General features: G+C 63.8%; 17 protein-coding genes and 4 pseudogenes. 7 read left to right on the top strand and 14 right to left on the bottom strand.

The window, feature by feature from the left end:
* Positions 1-44 precede the first annotated feature (44 nt).
* Both JL100_RS32220 and JL100_RS32215 read right to left on the bottom strand, forming a co-directional pair.
* Positions 45-1,115 carry a calcium-binding protein gene (locus JL100_RS32220; RefSeq protein WP_202685303.1) on the bottom strand — a complete coding sequence of 357 codons (1,071 nt, stop codon included), beginning with the start codon at positions 1,113-1,115 and terminating at the stop codon, positions 45-47.
* Between the two features lie 190 nt (positions 1,116-1,305).
* Positions 1,306-1,602, bottom strand: a complete 297-nt coding sequence (locus JL100_RS32215; protein ID WP_202685302.1) for a VanZ family protein — start codon at positions 1,600-1,602, stop codon at positions 1,306-1,308.
* Between the two features lie 230 nt (positions 1,603-1,832).
* Here JL100_RS32215 and JL100_RS32210 point away from each other — a divergent pair, with 230 nt between their 5' ends.
* Both JL100_RS32210 and JL100_RS32205 read left to right on the top strand, forming a co-directional pair.
* Positions 1,833-2,069: a hypothetical protein gene (locus JL100_RS32210; RefSeq protein ID WP_228421549.1), complete on the top strand. Its 237-nt coding sequence runs from the start codon at positions 1,833-1,835 to the stop codon at positions 2,067-2,069.
* A gap of 1,116 nt (positions 2,070-3,185) precedes the next feature.
* Entirely contained in the window at positions 3,186-4,478 is a 1,293-nt protein-coding gene (locus tag JL100_RS32205) for an endonuclease/exonuclease/phosphatase family protein (RefSeq protein ID WP_202685300.1), read from the top strand.
* Positions 4,479-4,919: 441 nt separating this feature from the next.
* Here the strand turns inward: JL100_RS32205 and JL100_RS32200 are convergent, their stop codons facing one another.
* The 8 genes from JL100_RS32200 to JL100_RS32165 all read right to left on the bottom strand — a co-directional run bounded on the left by JL100_RS32200 (position 4,920) and on the right by JL100_RS32165 (position 11,763).
* Complete coding sequence (locus tag JL100_RS32200; protein ID WP_202685299.1) at positions 4,920-5,261, bottom strand: hypothetical protein; 342 nt, start codon at positions 5,259-5,261, stop codon at positions 4,920-4,922.
* 6 nt (positions 5,262-5,267) lie between these two features.
* The gene (locus JL100_RS32195) at positions 5,268-6,335 is read right to left on the bottom strand and encodes a TrbI/VirB10 family protein (RefSeq protein WP_202685298.1); all 1,068 of its coding nucleotides are present in this window, start codon (positions 6,333-6,335) and stop codon (positions 5,268-5,270) included.
* Entirely contained in the window at positions 6,332-7,198 is an 867-nt protein-coding gene (locus JL100_RS32190; RefSeq protein ID WP_228421547.1) for a TrbG/VirB9 family P-type conjugative transfer protein, read from the bottom strand. Before JL100_RS32190 ends, JL100_RS32195 begins: the two co-directional genes overlap by 4 nt.
* A gap of 65 nt (positions 7,199-7,263) precedes the next feature.
* Positions 7,264-7,944, bottom strand: a complete 681-nt coding sequence (locus tag JL100_RS32185; RefSeq protein WP_202685296.1) for a type IV secretion system protein — start codon at positions 7,942-7,944, stop codon at positions 7,264-7,266.
* 12 nt (positions 7,945-7,956) lie between these two features.
* Positions 7,957-9,117 carry a type IV secretion system protein gene (locus JL100_RS32180; protein ID WP_202685295.1) on the bottom strand — a complete coding sequence of 387 codons (1,161 nt, stop codon included), beginning with the start codon at positions 9,115-9,117 and terminating at the stop codon, positions 7,957-7,959.
* Positions 9,107-9,286: a hypothetical protein gene (locus JL100_RS32175; protein WP_202685294.1), complete on the bottom strand. Its 180-nt coding sequence runs from the start codon at positions 9,284-9,286 to the stop codon at positions 9,107-9,109. Before JL100_RS32175 ends, JL100_RS32180 begins: the two co-directional genes overlap by 11 nt.
* A 15-nt stretch (positions 9,287-9,301) precedes the next feature.
* Positions 9,302-10,795 (bottom strand): hypothetical protein, encoded by a 1,494-nt coding sequence (locus tag JL100_RS32170; RefSeq protein ID WP_228421545.1) that lies wholly within the window; start codon positions 10,793-10,795, stop codon positions 9,302-9,304.
* Positions 10,795-11,763 (bottom strand): IS5 family transposase, encoded by a 969-nt coding sequence (locus tag JL100_RS32165; RefSeq protein WP_228421543.1) that lies wholly within the window; start codon positions 11,761-11,763, stop codon positions 10,795-10,797. Before JL100_RS32165 ends, JL100_RS32170 begins: the two co-directional genes overlap by 1 nt.
* 71 nt (positions 11,764-11,834) lie before the next feature.
* Between JL100_RS32165 and JL100_RS32160 the strand changes: the two genes are divergently transcribed.
* Positions 11,835-12,734 carry an IS5 family transposase gene (locus JL100_RS32160; RefSeq protein ID WP_407697051.1) on the top strand — a complete coding sequence of 300 codons (900 nt, stop codon included), beginning with the start codon at positions 11,835-11,837 and terminating at the stop codon, positions 12,732-12,734.
* 66 nt (positions 12,735-12,800) lie between these two features.
* On the opposite strand, the gene JL100_RS32155 is transcribed toward JL100_RS32160, so the two are convergent.
* The 3 genes from JL100_RS32155 to JL100_RS32145 all read right to left on the bottom strand — a co-directional run bounded on the left by JL100_RS32155 (position 12,801) and on the right by JL100_RS32145 (position 16,719).
* The gene (locus tag JL100_RS32155) at positions 12,801-13,511 is read right to left on the bottom strand and encodes a hypothetical protein (RefSeq protein ID WP_228421541.1); all 711 of its coding nucleotides are present in this window, start codon (positions 13,509-13,511) and stop codon (positions 12,801-12,803) included.
* A gap of 146 nt (positions 13,512-13,657) precedes the next feature.
* Positions 13,658-14,575: a hypothetical protein gene (locus tag JL100_RS32150; protein ID WP_228421539.1), complete on the bottom strand. Its 918-nt coding sequence runs from the start codon at positions 14,573-14,575 to the stop codon at positions 13,658-13,660.
* 251 nt (positions 14,576-14,826) lie between these two features.
* Entirely contained in the window at positions 14,827-16,719 is a 1,893-nt protein-coding gene (locus tag JL100_RS32145) for an extracellular solute-binding protein (protein ID WP_202685146.1), read from the bottom strand.
* 733 nt (positions 16,720-17,452) lie between these two features.
* Between JL100_RS32145 and JL100_RS32140 the strand changes: the two genes are divergently transcribed.
* Together JL100_RS32140 and JL100_RS32135 are read left to right on the top strand one after the other, a co-directional pair.
* Positions 17,453-17,809, top strand: coding sequence for a hypothetical protein (locus JL100_RS32140; RefSeq protein WP_202685147.1), 357 nt, complete (start codon positions 17,453-17,455; stop codon positions 17,807-17,809).
* A 65-nt stretch (positions 17,810-17,874) separates the two neighbouring features.
* Positions 17,875-18,681 (top strand): annotated as a pseudogene (locus JL100_RS32135) (IS256 family transposase); the annotation flags it as partial.
* Between the two features lie 561 nt (positions 18,682-19,242).
* Here JL100_RS32135 and JL100_RS36930 read toward each other — a convergent pair.
* A pseudogene (locus JL100_RS36930) lies at positions 19,243-20,298 on the bottom strand (recombinase family protein); the annotation flags it as partial.
* 337 nt (positions 20,299-20,635) lie between these two features.
* On the opposite strand from JL100_RS36930, the pseudogene JL100_RS32120 reads away from it, so the two are divergent.
* Positions 20,636-21,103: pseudogene (locus JL100_RS32120) on the top strand (transposase); the annotation flags it as partial.
* A 33-nt stretch (positions 21,104-21,136) separates the two neighbouring features.
* Positions 21,137-21,925, top strand: a pseudogene (locus tag JL100_RS32115) (IS5 family transposase); the annotation flags it as partial.
* Between the last annotated feature and the right edge of the window lie 362 nt (positions 21,926-22,287).

The raw sequence follows: 22,287 nt of genomic DNA, 5'->3' as shown, positions 1-22,287 counted from the left end.
CTGCACGGGGGCAAGGTCATTTATCAAACGGGCTCTTAAACGGCCTACAAGACCTCGAAGGCGTAATCGAGCCCCGGCTTCAGGCCGACGGCATCGACTTCGGCGTAGATGGCGCCATTGTCGAAGTCGAAGAAGGTCCTATTGCCACTCTCCGAAACTGTAAGCAGGCTTTCCGGCGGCTCCGGCCACATATCTTTATAGACGCTGAAAATCAGCTTGTCACCGCGAGCTACACCCTCGCCGTTGAAGCCGTTGATCTTGGCTGCAGCACCGTCGTATGCAGTGAAGTAGAAGGTGTCGTTATCTGTTTCGGTGCTGTAGATGATGTCTACGCCCGTACCTTCCCACATGTTGAACCGATCATCGCCGGCGCCGCCGTCCATAATGTCGTTCGCGTAGGAGCTGTTGAACGTGTCCCTGGCGCTGGAGCCGATGACCGTCATGCCCCGGTCTTCGTGCGAGCCCCAGAAGTCGATTGCCGTGTTGCCTCCGGCAACGATCTTTTCGATGTTCGTGAACGTACCAGCCTTGATGAATGGATCCTGCCGGCGCGGCCCCTCAAAGTAGAGGGTATTGGTGTCGTACCCGATATCTATCTCGACCTGCGCGGGCTTGACCAAGCCGGTGCCGGTCTCGGTGTAGGTCGCGCGACTGTAGACGTAGAGCGTGTCGTAGTTGGCCCCGCCGTCCAGCGTCGTCGTCGAGAGATAGCTGCCGAGCTTGCTGATGTTCTCGGTTGTCGGATCGTAGTAGAGGGAGTCGTTGCCGCTGCCGCCGTAGAGATGTGAGATTCCGGTTCCGCCCTTGATGACGTCGTTCCCGGCGCCGCCGTAGATCGTGTCGGTGCCCGCGTCGCCGTAGAGCGTATCGTTGCCGGATCCGCCATAGATCAGGTCGTTACCGTCGCCCCCATAGACGAAGTCCGTCCCGTCCTCGCCGCGCAGAGTATCGTTGCCGGCGTCGCCCCAAATCTTGTCGTTGCCGACTCCGCCCCAGATCGTATCGCTACCTGCCCGGCCGTATAGGCTGTCGTTGCCGCCGTAGCCGTAGATAGTATCGACAAATGCCGTGCCGTACTTGGTCTCGGAGTTATTCGTACCCTTGATCATAGCCATTGGTTGCCCCCGCCAGATGTACTTGGGTGAGGACGTTGGCATGCCTAAAGGCGTCCTGCTCTGGTAGAGATCGAGCTAATCCTCCCGATATCGCTGAAATGGATATTTACCGTCAGCCGCCGCTGGTCATACCGCTGACGCCGACCGACCGGCCGGCCGGCCGGCCTGCCTGATGCATGCCTGGATCCGGTCAATCAGCCGGCCGCACGCCATCACCCGGTCCGGTCTGGTGGGGCAAGGTCAGTTCGAGCACGGCGCCGACCGCCGCACCGGCCGCCATGATCACCGGCCCGGAAGTTCGCCGGGACCAGTCTAGGGTCAGCAGAAAGCCAAGGCAGGCATAGGCTGTGAGGTGATCGACCTTGTCGCTGATGCCGGTCGCGACCGCCGGCGCCTGTGGTGACAGGGAAGCGACGGCGATTATCACCGTTACGATCACCGTTGCCGCGCGCAGGAGAAGTGCCGGGATGGAACTGGTGTTGTTCATTACGGTGGTAGTTCAGGATATTGTTACTCGAAATTAGATAGTATATGAGATCGGTTCAATCTGAATACGTTTGCAAGCAGGGACCCTGCAGACGAAACGTCGCACCGCGCCGAAGTTCCTGGGGGGTAGCCGCCGTGAACCGGTAGATCGATGATGATCGCCCCAGACCGCGACGGAGTACGGCGCCATCCCCGACGGCGGACCGCAGGCCAACAATGACGAAGGATGCCATGTGCACAATGGACGGCACGATAGACTGGGAGCGGATGCCGCTCCGGCCCGTGGCCCTGGTGCTGCTACCCCGAGACGGGGATGGCACCGTTGTCGCCTACCGGGAAGATGACGGTTCCCTGTATGGGTGCCGGGACGTCCGTGCCGGCCCAACCCACGACGATATCGTCGGTGCCTGGATCGACAGTGCCGCCGCCGCGGGATACCGGCTTGAGGACTACCGCACCCCTTCGTGACAGCACCAAGTATCTGTGCGTGATCGCTGTCCGGCCGGGACTTCATCATTCGCTGCCCGGTGGACCGGTATGCATCTTCCACCTCACGGCGTTTCCTGTTATTCGGTGCCGAGGCCCTCATTAAGCCACAGGACTTGCTTATCGCCTCGGACCATATCCTTGATTGCACTTGCCGCAGCACCCTGATTGTGGCGGAACTCCCGTTCATGAAGTTTATAGTAGCACTCCTCGGGCTTTTCCTTGTCTCCGTTCCGCAGGCATCCGCACAAGGCCTCTCCGACGATGCGATCAGGCGTTTGCTGATCGAGCAGTCGATCGCGGGCTACAGCGGCAATTGTCCGTGCCCCTACAACTCGAAGGGAAACGGTCACCGGTGTGGTGGATCGAGCGCCTACAGCCGCCCGGGCGGCCGGTCCCCCTTGTGCTATCCTTCCGACGTGTCCGCAGCCGACATAACGACATTCCGGGCGAGGAGGACCGATTCCCAGGACCTGGCGGCGGCCAAGCCGGCGAAACTGCGGACGGCAGCGCCGGCGCCACCGCCAATGCCTCTCGAACCGGCGATCGGGATGCGGCCGGGACCTGCCGATGGCGGGGAGGCTTCCAACCTGGACCGGCGGGCCGGAGCCGGTGCCGATGACTGCCCGCCGGGAACGGCTCCAATACGGTGGAACGGCAAGAACATCTGCGTCGGCACCCAGGACTCGCTCGCTCGGGCGACCGGGGCAGCCGCGGCTGAACCTTCGGCCGAGGAGGCAGGATCCGAGCCTGTCAGCTTCGCCGACGTTCTATCGGGATTGCAGGCACGAGCCGCGATCACCGGTCAGCCCGTTGAGGTTCCAGTCCGATCCGGACAGAATCGACCCGCGGCGCCACCGGCGACTGGGCTGCTGAACTGCGCTCCGGGAACACGGGTGTCCTATCTCGACGGCAGGATCGAGTGCCGGTAAGGAGCCTTCCCGGCCATCTTTCCCGTGTGGCGCAGGAACACGTGGCTTGTCGGCAGGCAAAGGAACCGTCGGCCTGTGTGCCGACAACGATCCTATACCGGTCGCGATGAGATTTTTTCCGACATCAAACGAGGTTCACCCAGTGCAGTCCTTCAGGTCCGTATCCTTGCCGTTCCTCCTCCGCAACGCCATGGCGGCGATACTGGTCGTCCTGGCATTGATACCGGTCGCGGAGGCGCAGCAGGTCGGGGATACGATCGAGCTGAACGCCGAGCATGCCCATGGCGTGCCGCTGCATGCGGGACCGCGCCCGAGCATGACCGGACGCATCGCCGATGGCAGCGGCGCGGAGGTGATCGGTGCTACCGCGGACAAGCACTGGCTCAACGTTCGCCTGCCGGACGGCCGGACCGGCTGGATCGTGCCCCGCTACATCGGTCGTGTCGTGCCGCCTCCCAACGTGCCCGGCAAACGGCCTGCCCTCCAGGATCAGGAAGCGCGGGTGTGGGCGAGCCGGACCGGCTGCCTTGACGTCGTCCAGGCCGGCGGTCGGCTGCCCAAGGCGGAACCGCGAAGCCGTCGTATCGCGACTTGGAACATCCGCTGGTTTCCTATCGGCGGCGCTCCCGGGCAGGACAGGGCCACGCCGACCGACATAGAGTGGCTGGCCTGCGCGATAACGTGGCTGGATACCGATCTGGTCGCGGTCGAGGAAATGCTGGACACCCGGCAGGCGCAAGCCTCGCTGGAGGCGCTGCTCGGCCGCCTGGGCGACCTGACCGGCCATCCGTGGCGCGCCGGATTCCAGCAGTGCGGCGGCGCCACCGCGCAGCACGTCGGGTTCCTCTGGAATGCCGGGACCATGCATGTCGCGGATGCCCGGGACGAATGGCGTCTCAACGGCGCCGCCCGCTCTCCCAACAGCCCGTGTGCCGGCAACCTCCGGCCCGGCTACCATGCCCGTGTCAGCAGCCTTGGCGGCGGCCCCGATTTCCACTTGATCGTCGTCCACGCCGACTCCGGCCGATCGGAGCGCGATCTGGGCCACCGGGAACGGGCTCGCGACCGGGTGGCCTATGTCGCCGCCCAGCTGGCACGCACCGATCAGGACATCGTCATCCTCGGTGACTGGAATACCATGGGCATGGATGGCGGGATCTCGGACCGTCGGGAGATCGCCGATGTCGAGGCCGTTCTCGGGCGCCAGTCCGTGGCGTTCCGGCACCTCAAGCCCGAGATGCAGTGCACCGAATACTTCGAGGGCACAGGAGGATGGCTGGACCATATCGTGGCGACCCGGGCGATGACCGAACTGCGACCGGAGACAGTTCGCGTGTCGGGGTACTGCGCGGTCGCCCGATGCGCGCCGCTAAGCAGGTCCGCGATGCCGGCCGCCTACCGGCACCTGTCCGACCACTGCCCAGTAGTGGTTGATCTGACCAACTCCGACAGGGATTGATCACCGCCGCACAGCGCCAGGGCAGGAGAGAAAGAGCGGGCGCGCGAAGACACGGCTGTGGCCGGCCCTGCGCAGCGCCCTGTGGTCGGCCGCCTTGGGCAGCCCGATGACCTCGACCAGGAGATCTCCGGCGCTGGTGGACACCGTCCTGAGTCGCTCCGTTCCAATGCTGTGCCCAATAACCGGGCGGCGGTACGGCAGGAACTTCACGGCACCGCCGAGTTCCCGAACGGGTTCAGCGCCTTGCGCGCCGGATGAACCCGCGGCAAGATCGCATCGATCCAATATCGAGGAAAGACCTGCTCCCGGCGGCTGTGAGGATCGAGATGGAGCGCGATGTGTCCACTTTGGCTCTGTTGCTGCTCATCGAAATGGTGTTCGGAGCCATCGACCGGGCCCTGGCGCCCTATGAGGCGGCTTTCTTCGCCTGGGGCGGCTGGATCACCATCGGCGTTCTTGTGATATCTGCCTTGGCCCAGCGCTTTCGTAGATGCCGTCAAGATACAGGTCGAGGGCGGTCAGGATCAGGGTTGTCCGGCGATGCCCGGTTTCCTCGCTGAGCGTGTTCAGCATCTGCACCGTCTCCGGGGTCAGCCAGAGCTTCTTCGACAACCCGGCCTTCATCGCCGGCTGGTAGTTGATGGGGGTGCCGGCTCGGTATGTCCGGACCAGCAGGGGCACCGCGTTCTCGACGATGGCCCCGGGCTGATCCTTTATCCTGTCCCAGACTGCCGATGAGATCTTTCCGAAGTGTACGCCGATCTTATCATCGCGCTGGGGCATGAAGCTTCATCTCCTGGTTCTGAACTCGTCAAGAGGGACATGCCGGGCGAGGACGATGGTGATCTCGCGGGGCTCCACCTCTATAACCGGCGGGATGTCTAACTGTCTCCGCGCCCACTCGTCCATAGGGTTTGTCGCGCGATTAGCGAAAATACCGGCAATGGCCGCCCCCATACCTCCTTCGCCGCTGGCCGTGATGGCGGTCTTCGTGATGTCGAGGATCGAGGCGGCGGCGACGTAGCCCAGCTTGCGCCAGAAGTGGCCGTTGACCTCGCCGCTCAGCCCGGCCGTGCCGTCCGGATCGCCGGCCACGGTGTCGTCGAGGTCGATCGTGTCGTTGCGCGGGGGCGGGCGGGTCAGGCCGGTCCACACGATGCCGAGGCGGGCCTGGCCTTCGGCAACCGCGGTCTGGTACCGGCCGACGAAGCGCGTCCCGCGGGGCATGGCCAGGCAGGTCTTGTCGGCGCTCCAGATATCCCGGGTGACGATGGCGGAGACGGTGCCCGGCGACTCGCTGGTGATGCGCTGCTCCGTCATGGCGGGAATGCTGACGCCGGCATTGACCTGGCAGGGGAACGGATCGGTCAGCGAATGGCGGCTGTAAAGCCTGCTGCCGGACGCGGCGGGACCGCCGCCCGGTTCCGTATCTTCGACCGTCCCGGCGGCGGCGACCGGCACCGCCGCGAGATCGGCCATGCGGGCCGCCTTGAGCAATTCGGCGCGGGTCGGGCCCTGCGGCCGCATCCCTTCCATTCCGATGGCCGGGGCGGCCGGGGCCTGGGCCGCCGGTTCGGGGGCCGGCGGCGGCACCGGTTCCGGTACCGGAGGCGGCGGCTGCTGGACCACCTGGGTGTAGTCCAGCGGCATGCCCTGCAGGGGGCGCGGCGGGCCTGTCCGGGGCTCCGGTTCGATCCGCCTGCTTTCCGGCTCCCCGCGCAGCAGCGAGGGGCCGATGGTGACGGCACCGAGGACCGTCACGGCGACGATCCCCATCAGGACGAACGGCCATTTGCGCAGGGTTTCGACCGGCGGGCGGGGATCGTCCACCGGCCGCGGTGGCTCGGCATAAGTCATGGGATGGACCTTTCGATGCGCAGTGTCGCGGTGTCGGTGCGCAACTCGAGGACGGCGGGGACGCCGTCGACCAGGTAAGCGCCGTTGATCATGGTCGGGCTGGCCGGACGTGCCTGGTCACCCTCGATCAGCCAGACCGCCGGCGTGGCGAAGCCGGCGGATTGGGGAAATTGGATGCAGGTGTGCATCCCGTCGTTGGAGACGTCGCCGGGGCGCAGGCCGAAGGCGCCGGGATCCCCGGCGAAGGCGTAGTTGATGTCGGCCTTCTGGCAGATCATCTCCGGCGCCGCGGGGTCGGCGGGCGACAGGAACCCGTAGGGATCGGACCAGTGGACGGCGGGGGTGTGCGTGCTGGCCGTCGGCTGGATGACCACGCGGTAGATGCCGCGGCTGGTCGTGACCGTGCAGGTCTGGCGCGGTGCAGTCATCTTGGCCTTGACGTGCCAGACCCACGCCTTCGACGGCCCGGTGCCCAGGTGCGACCATGACTGCGACAGGATCACGCCGCCGTCGCCGCAGTAGGCCGGACGCGGCTTCTCTCCGGGGGTGAATTCAAACGTCGAGACGGCCCCTTCGGGAATGTAGACCAGGTAGCTGTGGTTGGGATGGTAGGGCGGGGCGTAGGTCACTCCCTTGAACCATTCCCGGCGCGGCTTCACCAGTCCGTCCCTCAGCGCGGTGACGGTCGCCCTGACGGGGTCTTCGGGAGGCAGCTTGGGCAAGGTTTCCGGCGGCGGTCTGGCCGCCGGGACCGGCAGGGACGCGGCGGCCGACGGGAGAGTGGGCAGGGGAGGGTGGTATCCCGGTGAGGGCGAACAGGCTCCCGAGAGGCAGGACAGCAAAAGAACGGCGGCGCGTCTCATCGATACCATCCCTGTTCCGGTCTGACTACCGTATTAGTGTAGTCATGCGAACTCGGAAAGGTGGCTCAGGTTCCCGGAGAGGGAGTCCAGTAGAAGCCTTCGATCACGAAGCCGAAGATATTGGCCTCGGCCTCCGCCTCGGTGCGGGGCGTGTGCTGCTCCAGGTCGATGTCGGCCGTCATCGGGACCTGCGCGACGAGCTGGGAATGGCGGTAGACGCTCTCGATCCAGTCCACCCGGTAGCGCGTTCCGGTGCCGGTGGGCGTCACGTTCTGGACGCGCACCATGCGGGCGTTGCCCGCCCTGATGAACTGGTCCACCGGATTCGCCGCCATGTACTCCGCGACACGGTGGTATACCGGTTCGCTCATATAGATCTGGGACGTCAGGTAGTTGTGGTTGTAGGCCACAGCGTCGGCCGGGACCGACCGCCAGAGCGGGATCCACCATTTAAGGAATTGGCGCCGCTTGGTTTCGTCGACCACCAGCTCGCCGTCGGTGATCGACACGCTGACCACGTCGCCGGTCGTCCGGGAGGTTTCGATGGTCGCGAACTTCAGGTCGCCCAGGCTGGCCAACAGGTGCTTGTCCCAGGTCTGCAGGGCGGCGAATCCCGTCATGGCGATCAGGCCGAAGCCAAGGAACCACGCCGCCTTGGTCGCGGCGGCACCCTGGCCCTCGTAAGCCCAGCGGGCCCGCTTGTACTCGTCCTCTTCCTTCCACTTGCTTCGGCGAAATCCGAACATGGGAAACTCCGATCATGAACGGGGTGGGGGTAGCTGGCGCGGCGGCGGCGGCAGGGCGCGGCGCGCTTCCAGCAGGCGTGCCGCCGTCCGGGGGAGGTCGCGGGCTTCGGTCCATGTGGTGTCTATCGGCGACCGGTTCAGCAAACGGGCGACGGTGGCCGGTGCTTCGGCGGCACCCCCTTCAACGGCGTGTCTCATGCCTGACGAAGCGGCGGCGCCCGAGGTCGAAGGGGGAATGCTGGCGTATCTCCCGGCCGTGGCAGCGCCGGTCAGCCTCAAAGCTCCCAGCGTACCGAGCCCGACCGTTCCGATGTGGCCGACCATCGATGCGGCAGTGGCTGCCGCACGGCCTGCGAGCTGGCCGGTGTCATGCAGCGACAGGGTCGGCACACCGGTGACCTGCTCCTTGGCGATATCCGTCGTATACTTGAACAGCAGCCCGAAGAAAAACATGACTACGAGCAAGGCAAGGCTTTGATCAACTTTCAAGTGCCCGCTGAGATCGAGCGCATCCAAAGTCATGAAGAACAATCCGGTCGTTAAGCCTAACACCAACATCTGAACACCATAGGCCAAAATGCGGGCAAGGCCGGGCGCTGCCATGAAGCGCGTGCCCTCAAATATCAGGAATGCCAAAAAGACTAGGGCAACAACCGACGCCAGTTTAAATACGACGAAAAACAGCATAATCCACGCAGCCATGAAAATAGCCATCAAAATCGTCCCAACACAACCAATTAACAGCAGTATATGAGCAACGGTATCTTCGGTACTGCCAAAAATCACCCGCATCCAAGAGACGTTTTCAGCATACATCCGATTTGCAATCTCCATTGCGCGTATTATTACAGCGCTCGGAGCTAATTGGAGTATATTGAATCCTGCGGCGTTTGCGCCAAAATCGCCCATTTGCGAGACATAGTTGTCAGTCAATGGCATCCATTGCCCTGATACGAAGATGAGAACCATCAGTTGAATATACCGAATTACGAATATCGCGAGCGGCGATAAACTCCGCTGCCACATGAACTTTATACATGCAAATACGAGGAGCAAAACTCCAACAATAAAGTAGATTGGCTGCAGAGCAGCGTCGATCACACCTCCAACGGAAGTGATCTTATCGAGCATACCGCTGACAGCTTCATTCAAATGGCCGTATTCAGCGGGCATTCTCATCATCCTTTTTTGAAGACCCCAAAAACGGCTTCTTGAGTTCACAGTTGTCGCACTTCGTTAGAGTGGACATGAACTCTGAGGACTTTTTTTCCTTCTCTTCGTCCCAGCATGCGGCAACCGTCAGGCCCGCGAGAACGAGTGCAGCCGTTGTCAAGTGTTTCATGATGGTGCCTCCTGTCTAATCGCCCAGGAACGGGCGGCTGATGTTGCAGTTGCCGCAGATGGCGAGCGTGCTCATGAACTCCTCCGCCGTCGCGTTGGCGGCGGTTCTCCTGGCCTCCTCGCGCAGACGCACCTCGGTCACGGCCCGCTGGTGACCCACCGTGGCCGCGGTCAGGACGTTGATCGACGCGATCGTCTCGCCCTGGATGGCGTTCATGGCCTGGAGTTCGGAGCGCAGGCCCGGACCGGCACGACCGGCCGCCGCATGGTCCATCGCCCGGCCGAGAGTGCCGGCCTGTTCCTGGACCGCCCGGTTCTGCAAGGCGAGCGACCGGAGATGCGCGTCGCGTTCGTGCCGGCGCAACCCGTCCTCGATCCCGACCAGTCCGTCCGGCGGCAGGGGCGGGAACATGTCGGGATACGTCCGCCGATACTCATCCTCGATCCGCGGTTCGGGCAGCAGGAACCCGGCCCGGTCCAGGCCGGGCAGGGTCCTCGCCATCATGCCGTCGAGGCCGGCCGCGTTGTCGGCCGTGCCGGCCGCGATGTTGCGCCGTTCGAGGTCGAGGATCCGGCGCTGCACCTCGAGCTGCCGGCGCTGGGCCGCGAGCTGCTTGCCCAGGCACAGGTTCCCGGCGATCTGGGTCATGTGCTGCGCCAGCTGCGCGCCCAGCGTGGCCCTGCCCCTGCCGAAGATCCCGCCGACGAGTCCGGCCGCGCCGGAGACCGCGGCGCCGGCGACGTTGCACGACAGGGTCTGGCCGATGCCGTCGATCAGGTCCTCGACCGGCTGCATCACCGTGTCGGCCGTCTCGTCGATGACCCTGTCGATCGCGCCGGTGACGGCGCCGGTCGCCCCGTCGATCGCCCGGTTGGCCTGGCGGGTGATCCCGTCGCCGGACAGCAGATCCTCCAGGCGTCGCTGGGAGCGGTAGGCGCCCCGGTCGACCGAGTCCGAGATGTTCGATCCCGTGTCGCCGATGTTCGCCCCGACCCCGTCCACGCCCCGTTCCAGGCGCGAGCCGCCGTCCACGGTGTTGCCCGAACTTCTGATGGAGTTCGGCATGCGGTCGTTGGTGCCGCTGCTCACCGGGCCGGTGATGGCGTTGCCGGTGATCCGGTTGTCCACCGCCGAGACCAGGCGCACGCTGCCGTCGATCGCGTTGCCGGTGACCGTGGTGTTCCTGGCCTCGAAGCCCTGCCACTCCGCCGGGAACTCCCGGTCCAGGCGCGAGTTGCCGTATCCCCCGACGCTGAGCTGGGTCGGCGCGTCGATGTCGATCCGGTTGTCGCGGACGACGTTGTCCCGGCTGCCCGCCTTCAGGGTGAGGCCCGAGAACCCGGCCCGGCCGACGATCGTGTTGCCGGCGTAGACGACATCGCGGACCGAGACGTTGTCGATCGCTTCCTGGCGCCAGTCGCCGTCCAGGGTGTTGTCGGCGACCAGCACGTCGTGGCTCTGGTGCATGGATGCCGACGAGCACAGATTTCTCCCTGGTTCGTTGATCATCAGGCGGCGCGGACGGAGTTCGGGCGTCCGAGGTCGAACATGCGGTTAAGAACGTTGATGGCGATCCTGGTTTCGACCTCCTGGGCCGGCCGGGTATGGGAGCGCAAGGTATCGCCGATGATGCGCTTGTATCGACTCATCGTTCCCTCCACCCCGGCCCTCGCATTGTAGCCCGAGGTTTTTTGCCAGCCCATCCGGCCCTGCTCGGCAATGGCCTGGATATGGCAGTCGCGCTGGGTCGGGTCGGTCTCGGCCGCAGGGCTGGGCACAGCCGTCACACGCGGCGGCACGACCACCGCGGCCTCCGGAGAGTGCCCGGCAACGGTAGCGTAGACATTGTCCTGGTCGTAGGCGCCGTCGGCAATGACGGCCGCGACCGGTCCCTCGACCTGATCGAGCAAGGGGCCGAGTTCGGCGGCATCGTCGACCTCCTTGCCGGTCAGGGTCGAGGCGACGATCGTGCCGGTCTTCGCATCCATAGCAAGGTGCAGCTTGCGCCAGGCCCGGCGGCGCTGGGTTCCATGCTTCTCGACCAGCCACTCGCCCGGCCCGCTGAGCTTCACCCCGGTACTGTCGACCAGCAGGTGCAGCGGACCGCTCGCCGCCCGGGGCTGAGGAGCCACCGCCAAGGCCCCGGCCCGCCGGCTCAACGTCGAATGGTCCGGTACCGGCAGGTCCAGCCCCATCAGCCCGAGCAGCGAGCCGACCAGCCCTTCGGTCTGCCGCAACGGCTGGCGGAACACCGCTCTCAGGATCAGCGCTGTCTCGATCGCAAGGTCCGAGTAGCGCGCCTGGCCGCCCGGCGTGGTTCGCGGCGCCGCCCGCCACGCCTCGATGGCCTCCGCGGTGAACCAGATTGTCAGCGAACCGCGCTGCCGCAGCCCGGCCTCGTAGTCTCGCCAATTCTTCACCTTGTAGCGGGTCTTCGGAATCCGGTGGCGACGGGCGGCATTGTACTTGTGCGGCATGGTCAGGCGGGGCGATCAGCAAGGGGTCCGCCTTCTATCCGACGACATCTGCCCGGGCAACCGCGGCATCCCTGCACCAAAGCACCGGGCTGCGGCAGCGCGGTTCGCTGACAATCTGGTTCACCGCGGAGGCCATCGAGGCGTGGCGGGCGGCGCCGCGAACCACGCCGGGCGGCCAGGCGCGCTACTCGGACCTTGCGATCGAGACAGCGCTGATCCTGAGAGCGGTGTTCCGCCAGCCGTTGCGGCAGACCGAAGGGCTGGTCGGCTCGCTGCTCGGGCTGATGGGGCTGGACCTGCCGGTACCGGACCATTCGACGTTGAGCCGGCGGGCCGGGGCCTTGGCGGTGGCTCCTCAGCCCCGGGCGGCGAGCGGTCCGCTGCACCTGCTGGTCGACAGTACCGGGGTGAAGCTCAGCGGGCCGGGCGAGTGGCTGGTCGAGAAGCATGGAACCCAGCGCCGCCGGGCCTGGCGCAAGCTGCACCTTGCTATGGATGCGAAGACCGGCACGATCGTCGCCTCGACCCTGACCGGCAAGGAGGTCGACGATGCCGCCGAACTCGGCCCCTTGCTCGATCAGGTCGAGGGACCGGTCGCGGCCGTCATTGCCGACGGCGCCTACGACCAGGACAATGTCTACGCTACCGTTGCCGGGCACTCTCCGGAGGCCGCGGTGGTCGTGCCGCCGCGTGTGACGGCTGTGCCCAGCCCTGCGGCCGAGACCGACCCGACCCAGCGCGACTGCCATATCCAGGCCATTGCCGAGCAGGGCCGGATGGGCTGGCAAAAAACCTCGGGCTACAATGCGAGGGCCGGGGTGGAGGGAACGATGAGTCGATACAAGCGCATCATCGGCGATACCTTGCGCTCCCATACCCGGCCGGCCCAGGAGGTCGAAACCAGGATCGCCATCAACGTTCTTAACCGCATGTTCGACCTCGGACGCCCGAACTCCGTCCGCGCCGCCTGATGATCAACGAACCAGGGAGAAATCTGTGCTCGTCGGCATCCATGCACCAGAGCCACAGTGCGCTAATCAATTCGCGTCCGGCCGGTCGGCAACCGCGCCGGAATGCTCTCCATCCTGCAATTCGTACAGATCGGCCGGTGCGCCGCCATTCATGACGAAGCGTTCGAACGGATAGATGAAATGGGCGAAATGCTGTTCGTATCGAACGCGGACCCGGTAATCCCGGGCCAGGCGCTCGTCCAGCATCCGGCGCACCTCTGGTCCCAGCTCGGCATAGAAGATCCCGCGCTCGATCACGATGAACCGCGGGCGGCTGTCCAGGATGCGCTGCAGCTCAACCGATTGCTCGACCCAGGGGCAGCCGTCGCGTCCTGGCACCCCGGCGCTCGGCAGGCCGGTGAACGCGAACCGGGTCGGGATTACGGCACCCGTCAGATAGTAGATCGCCGGCTGGAAGCCCACCACATAAACCGCGTCGCCGGAATCGAGCACCGGCTTCAGATCGGCCGCGACGCGCCGGGGGGTGTCGCCCGCCCAGGTGTCGCCGGCCAGCCGGTCCATGACGATGTGGAAGCTGTGCATGATCGGGTTCTTGGCCACCGCGAACAGCGTGAGCCCGACCAGCACGGCGAGGGTTGCACCCGCGGGACGCCAGCCGGGCAAATGGATCAGCAGACCGCGCCCGATGACCAGCCCACCCAGCAGGCAGAGTGATTGCTCACCTCCCTGACAACCGGTAACGCATTGATACCGCTGGATTTGGGCGACGCTCCGCATAAGCGGTATCAAATAACGATTTGCCCTGCTCTTCGGCGGATCAGCTGATCAAGTAAAACAAATACTTGTGGCGAGACCAGCCGCGAGCCGTTACTTCACTATGGGGTATGGCTGCAGAACCCGAAAACCAGCATAGTTTCAGCATGTTACCGGCTAAAGCCAGGGGGGTGAGTAGTTACCAGGCAGAGCGGGGGCAGAAACTGCAGGAAGTAATGATCGGAAGCAATGCGCAGGAACAGCTGGCACAGGATGATGGCGATGACCCAGACGCCGAGAAAGGCCACTGCCCCCAGCTCCCGTCCGTCGAAGGTCAGCCGGCGCACGAGGACGGCCGCCAGCGCGGCGCCCATCCAAAGCGGCGCCTGCTCCGCCGCGGCCCACAAGGCTGGGTGCCAGGCCCATTCACGGTCGCCGGCATAGAACACGGAATGGGCCGTGATGTTGGCCGCGACCCAGGCATCCCAGTGGCCGGCAGCCGCATAGAGCGCCATCACGCCCAGTGTCGGAATCGAAGCGGCGAGAGCCAACGCGGTCAGCGGCGGCAGGTTTTCCAGGGCGTGACGGCGCAGGTCCCGCCGGCTCGGGGTCGTCAGGATGAAGAAGCCGGCCAGGAAGGCCAGCATGTCGAACAGCACGGACTGCTTGATCTGGATGCCGATCCCGAGCACAAGTCCGGCGGCGATCATGGTCCCCAGGTGGGGTGGCATCCGACGCCGGACCGCCCGAAGAGCCATCAGAAGCGCCAGAACCGCGCAGGCCGTGTGGAAGATCTCTCCCTGGAACGCCATGCCGCCATCGGCCAAGCTGAAGACGACATAGCCCAGGCCCGCGCTGATGCCGATCAGCCGCCGCTCATCGTCGAACAGCAGGCCCGATATCCGGGACAGCAGATAGGCGGTCAGCCCGACGACGATGCTGGCCCCGATGCGGCTCGAGATGACGGGGTCGAACGGTGAAGCCGCGAAGGGCGTCGCCAGCGCGAACAAACCGAAAGGCTTCAAGTCGCACACGGTCGTGTAAGGCAGATGCCCGCGCGCGAACTCCAGCCCCATGAGGAGATACATGCTCTCATCATAGTTGAGAACAGAATAAAGCAGGGCCGGAGACCTGAGAAGGATGGCTAAAAAGACGAACCCGGACGCCAGTACGGATTCATGCTTGAACAGAGCTGAAGTTTCCGGAAAGCGGCGCATGAGGAACCTGTCATGGGTAAAACATTAACATTGATGTTGTTGCTCGTCGGCAGCTCTGGCGATGTCTTATCCGGCTTATGCCAGATGGATGTTTTAGTTGGACGATCTCACACGCCACTGCCTCACTTAATCCACCAGGCCTCGATGGCGGGTGATCCCAGTTCCGGGGCGGCCTCCCGCCCTGCCCTATGATCGGCCCGGCCGAATCTGTCCCAGTAGGCGTAGTGGGCGAAGGCCATGTACCATCCCGGAAGCAGATAGCCGTTCCACGCAATGACACGATCAAGGGCCCGGGTCGCGGGGATCAGCTCCTCGCGGGAGGCAGCGCGCCCGATCCGGCTCACCAAGTCATCAACCACGGGATCCTCAATGCCTGGAACATTGACTGTATAGCGCTCATGGGCGAATCTTGATCCCCAATAGAATTCCTGCTCCGGCCCGGGAAGGTTCGTCGTGCCGAAGAACTGAAATGTCATGTCGAAATCGAAATCCGCCCTGGTCCGTCTTTCGAACTGAGGCATGTCGATGATCCTCAGCCGGGCATCAATCCCCGCTCTCCTGAGGCTGGCAACGAAGGCCAGAAGTACATTTTCGAAATCCGCATTCCCGGTGAGGATCTCGATCGCGAGCGGCTTGCCCGCTGCGTTCACCAATACACCGTCACGTAGGACATAGCCCGCCTGCGCGAACAGTTCCAGGGCCCTGCGGCGCTGCTGGCGCTGATAGCCGCGACCGTCGCTGGTTGGAAGGGTGAATTCCGCTTCAAGCGTCTCATTCCTGATCTTTCCATTCCAGGGCAGGAGCAGCTCAAGTTCCGCGGCAGACGGACGGCTGTGGGCAGCCAGTTCGGAGTTGGGAAACTGGCTGTCGTTGCGCTCGGCCCAGCCGCCGAGGAGGACACGGTTTATCCATTCGAAGTCGAAGAGTTGCGTGATCGCTTCCCGGACCAACCTGTTGTCGAAAGGCGGCCGCCTCAGGTTGAACGCGAAGTTCATGCTTCCCAGTGCGCCCTGGAGCCTGGACTGAACCTTGATGAGTTGACGCTCCGCCTTGTCCGGAAGATCGTCATAGGCGATCCAGCGCCTGGGGTTGAATTCGACCACGACATCGGAAAGACCGGCCATGAGCGCCTGGGTCTTGGCGTTCGTATTGCGGTAGTAGTCCACTATCCACTGGTCGAAATTGTAAAGCCCGCGGCGTGTCGGCAGATCCTGAGCCCAATAATCCTGGACGCGTTCATAAACGATCCGGCGGCCGGGAAGCACCTGGCCCACACGGTATGGACCGCTTCCGATGGGAGCCTCCAACGAGATTTTGCCGAACTCAGTGATCGCGTAGGTATGCCTGGGCAGGACATGCATGCTCGCGATCAGGAAAGGCAGATTTTTGTTGCTGCCGGGGAGCAGATGAAATTTCACCTGGTGCGGACTTATGGCTTCGGCACCTTTTACGTCCCTGTACACCATGCGATAATAGGGGAGAGCCTTTTCGTGGTTCATCAAGGTGTCGAAAGTAAAAACAACATCTTCCGGCGTGACGGGCCTGCCATCCTGCCAGCGTGCCCTGGGGTCCAGGTGAAACAGGATGAACGACTTGTCTTCCGCAATTTCGACGCTTTGCGCAATCAGGGGATAGGATGATAGCGGGTCGTCGCGGGGAGAGGTAAAAAGCTGATCATAGACGAGCCATATCTGCACGCTGCTTTGATGTATGATGAGGGGCGCCAGATTGTGGAATGTGCCGACCTCCGCAGTGCGCAGCGTTCCCCGTTTCGGAGCACTCGGATCCGCATAATTGAAATGACTGAAGCCATCGGGATATCGGGGGGAGTCCAGCAGTGTGAGGGCGCGCAGTGTCTGCGTTCTTCCGTCCCTGCCACTTGAACCGGCGGTTCCTTCCACGACAAAAGGCTCGGCCAAGTCAACCGAGTAGGCGCGACCTGCGTTGAGTGATACTGCGGCGATACAACACGAGAGCAGCAGATAAAACAAGACCCGACCGAACAGTGCAGGCATTGTCTTTTGCACCTCCTGTTGCCATTATCAGGCGGTTGGTTAGTCTAAGAAGCCTCAACTGCATGTGGTCGGGCAAATTCGATTGGCAAGTAGTACTTCAGGATATTATGCGACTGATCGGTACTTATCTGATATATTTTGGTGATCTACGCCACCTGAAAACAACCCTTGGTTTAGACTGGCGTGTGTTGCCCGCTTTGTCGCCATATAGGGCGAGTTCCTCCGGCTCGACATGGACCGGGGTGAACAAGAAAGCCCCGGAGGTTTACTCCGGGCCTTTCTCAAGTCTTCGAGTATTCGAAGTTATCTGGTCGCGGGGGCGCGAAACCACCGAGATTTGAGCCTACCGCCAATCATTATCTGATCTGTCCCGCAGTACTCCGCCACCAGTTCCCCGCCTTCGGTCCCATGTCCGCTCCCGTGCCAAAGGCACGGAAACGGGCACGCGGCCCGTTGATTGCAGCCAGTCATACCAACGGCGGGTAAAGGCTTCCAGTTCTAGGCTTTTAGACGAAAGCTGGCCACCAATGGAACTGTGTTGAGGATTTGATCCTGTTGTCATCATCGGCGAGATCACAGCAGCGCTCGCCCAGAGCCTGATCGAGATCGGCCAAGGTCGTAAAATAGCGGTTGGCGAGGAGAGCAACAGGAACCGTGGGAGGTTGATAGCCTGGGTGAGTGCAGGAGGGTAGTTTGGTGGCTGTATCCTCTGCAATTTCCGGAAGACCCCAGCATGCCGTCGGCCGTGCACGTTCACCTTCAACTTCGGATCGTCGGCGACGATGGCACGGTTTTCACCGACTGCGAGATCCTGCGTCTCGTGAAGAGCCACCACCAGCTGGAAGCCATTGGTTTGTCGATCGGCGAAAGTAAATCGCTGCAGAAGTGCCTGCAGCAGCATATCGTCACCGCCCAGGCTGCTGCCTTTGTCGACAGGCACCGCTGCTGTCCGGCCTGCGATCGTCAGTTGAGCAGCAAAGGAAAGTACCCGGTCGTCTTTCGCACCGTGTTCGGCAATGTCGCCCTCTCCAGCCCGCGCTTTTACCGCTGTGGCTGGAGCTATGGCGGAAACTGGGTGATGACGAGGTGAGGAAGGTGGCGTAACGAGGTAGGTGCTTGACGTCTGCCAGAACCTCCACGAGGGAGCGCTACGCCATGACGGAAGATACCAGCATTGTCCGGCTTCGCCAGCCCGAAGAAATCGATGATCCGCTGACGGCCCTTCTGCGGTCGGGAGCCCGCCAGTTGCTGGAGCAGGCCATCGAAGCCGAGGTGGCGGCTTTCCTGGCTGCCGGCAAAGACCTGAAGCTGGCCGATGGCCGGGACCGGCTGGTCCGGCATGGCCATGGACCGGAACGGGTGATCCAGACCGGGATCGGGCCGGTCGAGGTCCAGCGGATCAAGGTCCGTGATCGCGCTCCCGGCCCGGCAGCCGAGCGGATCCGGTTCAGCTCAGCCTTGCTGCCGCGCTGGGCTCGGCGGACGACCAGTCTCGACGCCCTGCTGCCGATCCTGTACCTGCGCGGTGTTTCGGCCGGTGATTTCCAGGAGGCGCTGAGTGTTCTGCTTGGCAAGGAGGCGCCGAACCTGTCACCCGCCGTCCTCGTCCGGCTGAAGGAGGACTGGGCGGCCGACTACGCGCGCTGGCAGGGGCGCGACCTGTCGGCCCGCCGGTACGTCTATGTCTGGGCCGACGGCGTCTACCTCCAGGCCCGCATGGAACCGGCGGCCGAGTGCATGCTGGTGATCATCGGCGCCACGCCGGAAGGTAAAAAGGAACTGGTCGGCTTCCAGGTCGGCATGCGCGAAAGCGCGCAGAGCTGGCGCGAGCTGCTGGTCGACATCCAGGCCCGTGGCCTCGTGATCGCCCCCGAACTGGCAATCGCCGACGGCGCGCTCGGCTTCTGGAAGGCGTTGGAGGAGGTCTTCCCCGCTACCCGGCATCAGCGCTGCTGGCAACATACCATCCGGACGCAATCGGATATCCGGATCTGCGGGCGTGTCACGCCCTGGCGGCGGACTATGCAGCGGGATGACATGTCTGATCTCCAGGTTGTTCTCACCGACAATGATCCGCTCGATGACGAGTTGCAGGATGACCTGCCGATCTTCGAACGTAGCTTCCCGCAATCGGTCTCGGATGCGATCACAAAAGGCCGTCAGGGATGCCATCACTTCTTGGGTGTGAACCCGTTGCTGGCGTAGGTGTTGGCCCTGTTCCAATTCCGAGGCCAGGGCATGGCGCTGTTCGGCCAGCTGCCGGCGGCGCTCCGCGAGTTCTGCCAGATCCAGAACTCCGGCTTGGTACGCATCGAGCAGGCGTTGATCGGCCTGGGACAGCCGACGCAGGCGTTGCTGAACGTGCTGCTCGGCCGCTTGCTCCTGCGAGGAGCCGGCCTCGACACGGGCACAAGCCTGTCCGAACTGCACGGCCAGTTGGGCCGGATCATTCAGGAGCGCAGCGACGTGCTCCCAGACCGCCCGCTCCAGATCATCGGCCCTGGCCATCCGCTGCGGGCAAGGTGCCGGTCGGGCGCTCAGAGTGCAATCCTTGCCGTGGCAGCAATAATAGCGACGCTGCGGCTGCGTCTTGGTGGGACGATGAGTGACGCCGAACATGGCAAGCCCGCAGGTCTGGCACGTCAAAAGATAGCGAAGCAGGTAATTGTACTTGGTGTTGTGACGGAAGGACAAAGTGGCATTGCGAGCCAACTGGGATTGCGCGCGCTCCCAAGTCGCCTGATCAATGATCGCCGGCACCGGGATCGGGATCCATTCCTCCCTGGGCCGCAGCTGCCGGCACGTCGGTTCGCGCCGTCCCCGTTGCGAGCGTGGCCGGTGAGCCGGAACGTTGACATAGCGGTTGGCGTAGACGGTACCGGCACATGCCGAGTCCGACAGGATGTGATGGATGGTCGATGGTGACCAGGGACGCTGCCCGGCTCGCGGGAACCACGGACCGGCATTCAGCCGCTTGGCGATCTGGCGGCAGGTCATCCGTTCCTCGGTGAGCCAGCGGAACAGAAGGCGGACCAGATCAGCTTCGGTTTCGTCGATGACCAGGTGGCCCATCGCACCGTCCTGCTTGTGGACGTAGCGGTAGCCATAAGGGGCCCGGCCGGCCAGAACCTGACCGGCTCGAGCCTTCTGCAGCTTGCCGCGGCGGAAGCGTTCCGCCAGCACCGCCCTTTCGTACTCGGCGATCGCCCCCTGAATTTGGAGCAGAAGCTGATCGTTCGGGTCGTCGGAAATGGGGCGATGCAGGAACTCGACGGTGCAGCCGGCGCGGCGGAATTCTTCGAGCAGCAGCACCTGGTAGGCGTACTTGCGAGCCAATCGATCCGGGCTGAGCACGACGACGGTCGCGACCACGCCATCGCGCACCGCATCACGTAGGCGATCAAGTCCCGGTCTATCCAGGCGGGAGCCGCTGACTCCCTCGTCGCAGTACACGTGAGCTTCGGCGACATCGTGGCCGTTGGTCGTCGCCCAGGCCCGCAAGGCGGTCAATTGGCTATCTATGGTCTGGTTGCGCCCTTGGCGGTCGGTGGAAACCCGGGCGTAAAACGCGGTGATCATAATGCATCCTTCATGGCTGGAGTGGCAGAACAGGGTGAACCGTCGGCGGAGGCGGCCTCAGGCGGATCAAGCAGCAGGCGGCGATAGACCTCCTCCAGCCGCTCAGGTCCATCACGGGTCCGGACGGCGACAGAGCGGATGGTCCAGACCGGAGCCTCAGAGGAGTGCTGGCCATGGCGCATCGGGCAATCCCTTGCATGGTGATTGCCCTCTCAACCCAGACGTCATTGCCTTACGGGGTCTCCGCCTTTGGCTGGCGCCGGCAACCCCGGGCCCGGAGCGTATTACGGAACGGGATCGCCAGAGTGAGACGGATGGTATCGATTGCGTCCGGATGGTGCATAAAAGTTCTAATGTTCTCAACAAGGTGGCGAAGTCCATCCAGCCCGCGGTGAAGCGGGACCTGCGGGAGATCTGGATGGCGCCCGACCTCAAGGCGGCGGAGCATGCCCTTGATACCTTCGGGAAGAAGTACGGCGCTAAGTACTCCGGGGCCGTCGAATGCCTGACCAAAGATCGTGATGCCCTGCTGGCCTTCTACAGCTTCCCGGCCGAGCATTGGGATCACGTCCGGACCACAAACCCTATAGAAAGCGTGTTCGCCACGGTCCGGCACCGGACGGTCCGCACCAAGGGGGCGCTTTCCCAGGACACTGCCAAGCTCATGGTCTTCAAGCTGATCTCGGCAGCATCCAGAACCTGGCGACGGCTTCAGGGCGAAAACCAGTTGCCCAAGATCATCCAAGGCGTCAAATTCCGCGACGGCATCGAGGTCAGCGTGCCGACATCACACAGCGCCGCCTGAACACCTCGTCACCCAAATTCCGCTATAGCTCCTTACTCGGACCTCGCCATCGAGACCGGGCTGATGCTGAGGCTGGCATTCGGTCGGCCGTGGCGCCAGACCGAGGGCCTGCTCGGGTCGATGGCGGACCTGCTCGGCCTGGAGTTGTCGGTTCCGGACCACGCCACGTTCTCGCGTCGCAGCGCCGACCTGGGTGTCGCGACGGCCCTGAAGAAGACGAAGGGTCCGGCCCCCGTCGTGATCGACAGCACGGGGCTGAAGGTGTTCGGGGCCGGCGACTGGCTCCACGAGCAGCACGGCGGCAAGCCGCGCCGGAGCTGGCGCAAGCTCCACCTGGCGGTGGATCCCGACGGAGGTGAGATCCTGGCCTCGGAACTGCTGACCACCGCGGAGGAGGGCGCCGCCTCGCTGGTCGGCCCGCTGCTCGAGCAGATCGAATGCCCGATCGCCGCGGTGTTCGCTGACGGCGCTTACGACGGAGAGCCGACCTACCGGTCCGTCACCGACCATACGCCCGACGCCGCCGTGGTCATCCCGCCCAGATCGACCGCAGTGCCGAGCGCCACGGCGGACACCGAACCCACTCAGCGCGACCGCCACATCCAGCTGATCAAGGAACGGGGTCGGCTGGGCCGGCAACGCGCCGTCGGTTACGGCCGCCGCTCCCTCGGCGAAGTCGCGATGCTGCGCTACAAGGTCCTGATCGGCCGCAGCCTCCACGCCCGGACCCTGCCAACGCAGAGGACCGAGCCCAAGGTCGCCTGCAAGGTGATCAACATCATGACCGGCCTCGGCATGCCGGTGTCCCGTCGGATTGCCTGACCACCGCGGGAAAGGGAGAAGTCCGCCCGCCCGCTGATCTCTGCACCAACGTCCCTGAGCGACACTCACCAGGACCGAAGACCGCCTGCCACGCAAATTACGCACCAAAGTCCATCAAGCTGTGTGAGATTCCGGACGCAAATCGCCCCATTTGTGCGGAATATCAGAATGAAGTCTCTGTTGCATGCTTATCAATAATCAAAAGATCCTTCCTCTTTAATAACTTAGCTATTATTTTCTGGTTGGGCGCGGACTGGCACGGTTCATGCCAGTAAACCCGCACAAACCCGCTGTTTCACGGGTGCTCGATAAAGAAGAGCTTTCGGCCTCCTATCCAGAAGGGGCCGGGATAACGAGGGAGG

This window comes from Skermanella mucosa (assembly GCF_016765655.2).
In the GTDB taxonomy this organism is placed as follows: Bacteria; Pseudomonadota; Alphaproteobacteria; order Azospirillales; family Azospirillaceae; genus Skermanella; species Skermanella mucosa.
Note: the sequence above shows the minus strand (reverse complement) of the source record. Positions and strands in the feature narration are given on the sequence as shown.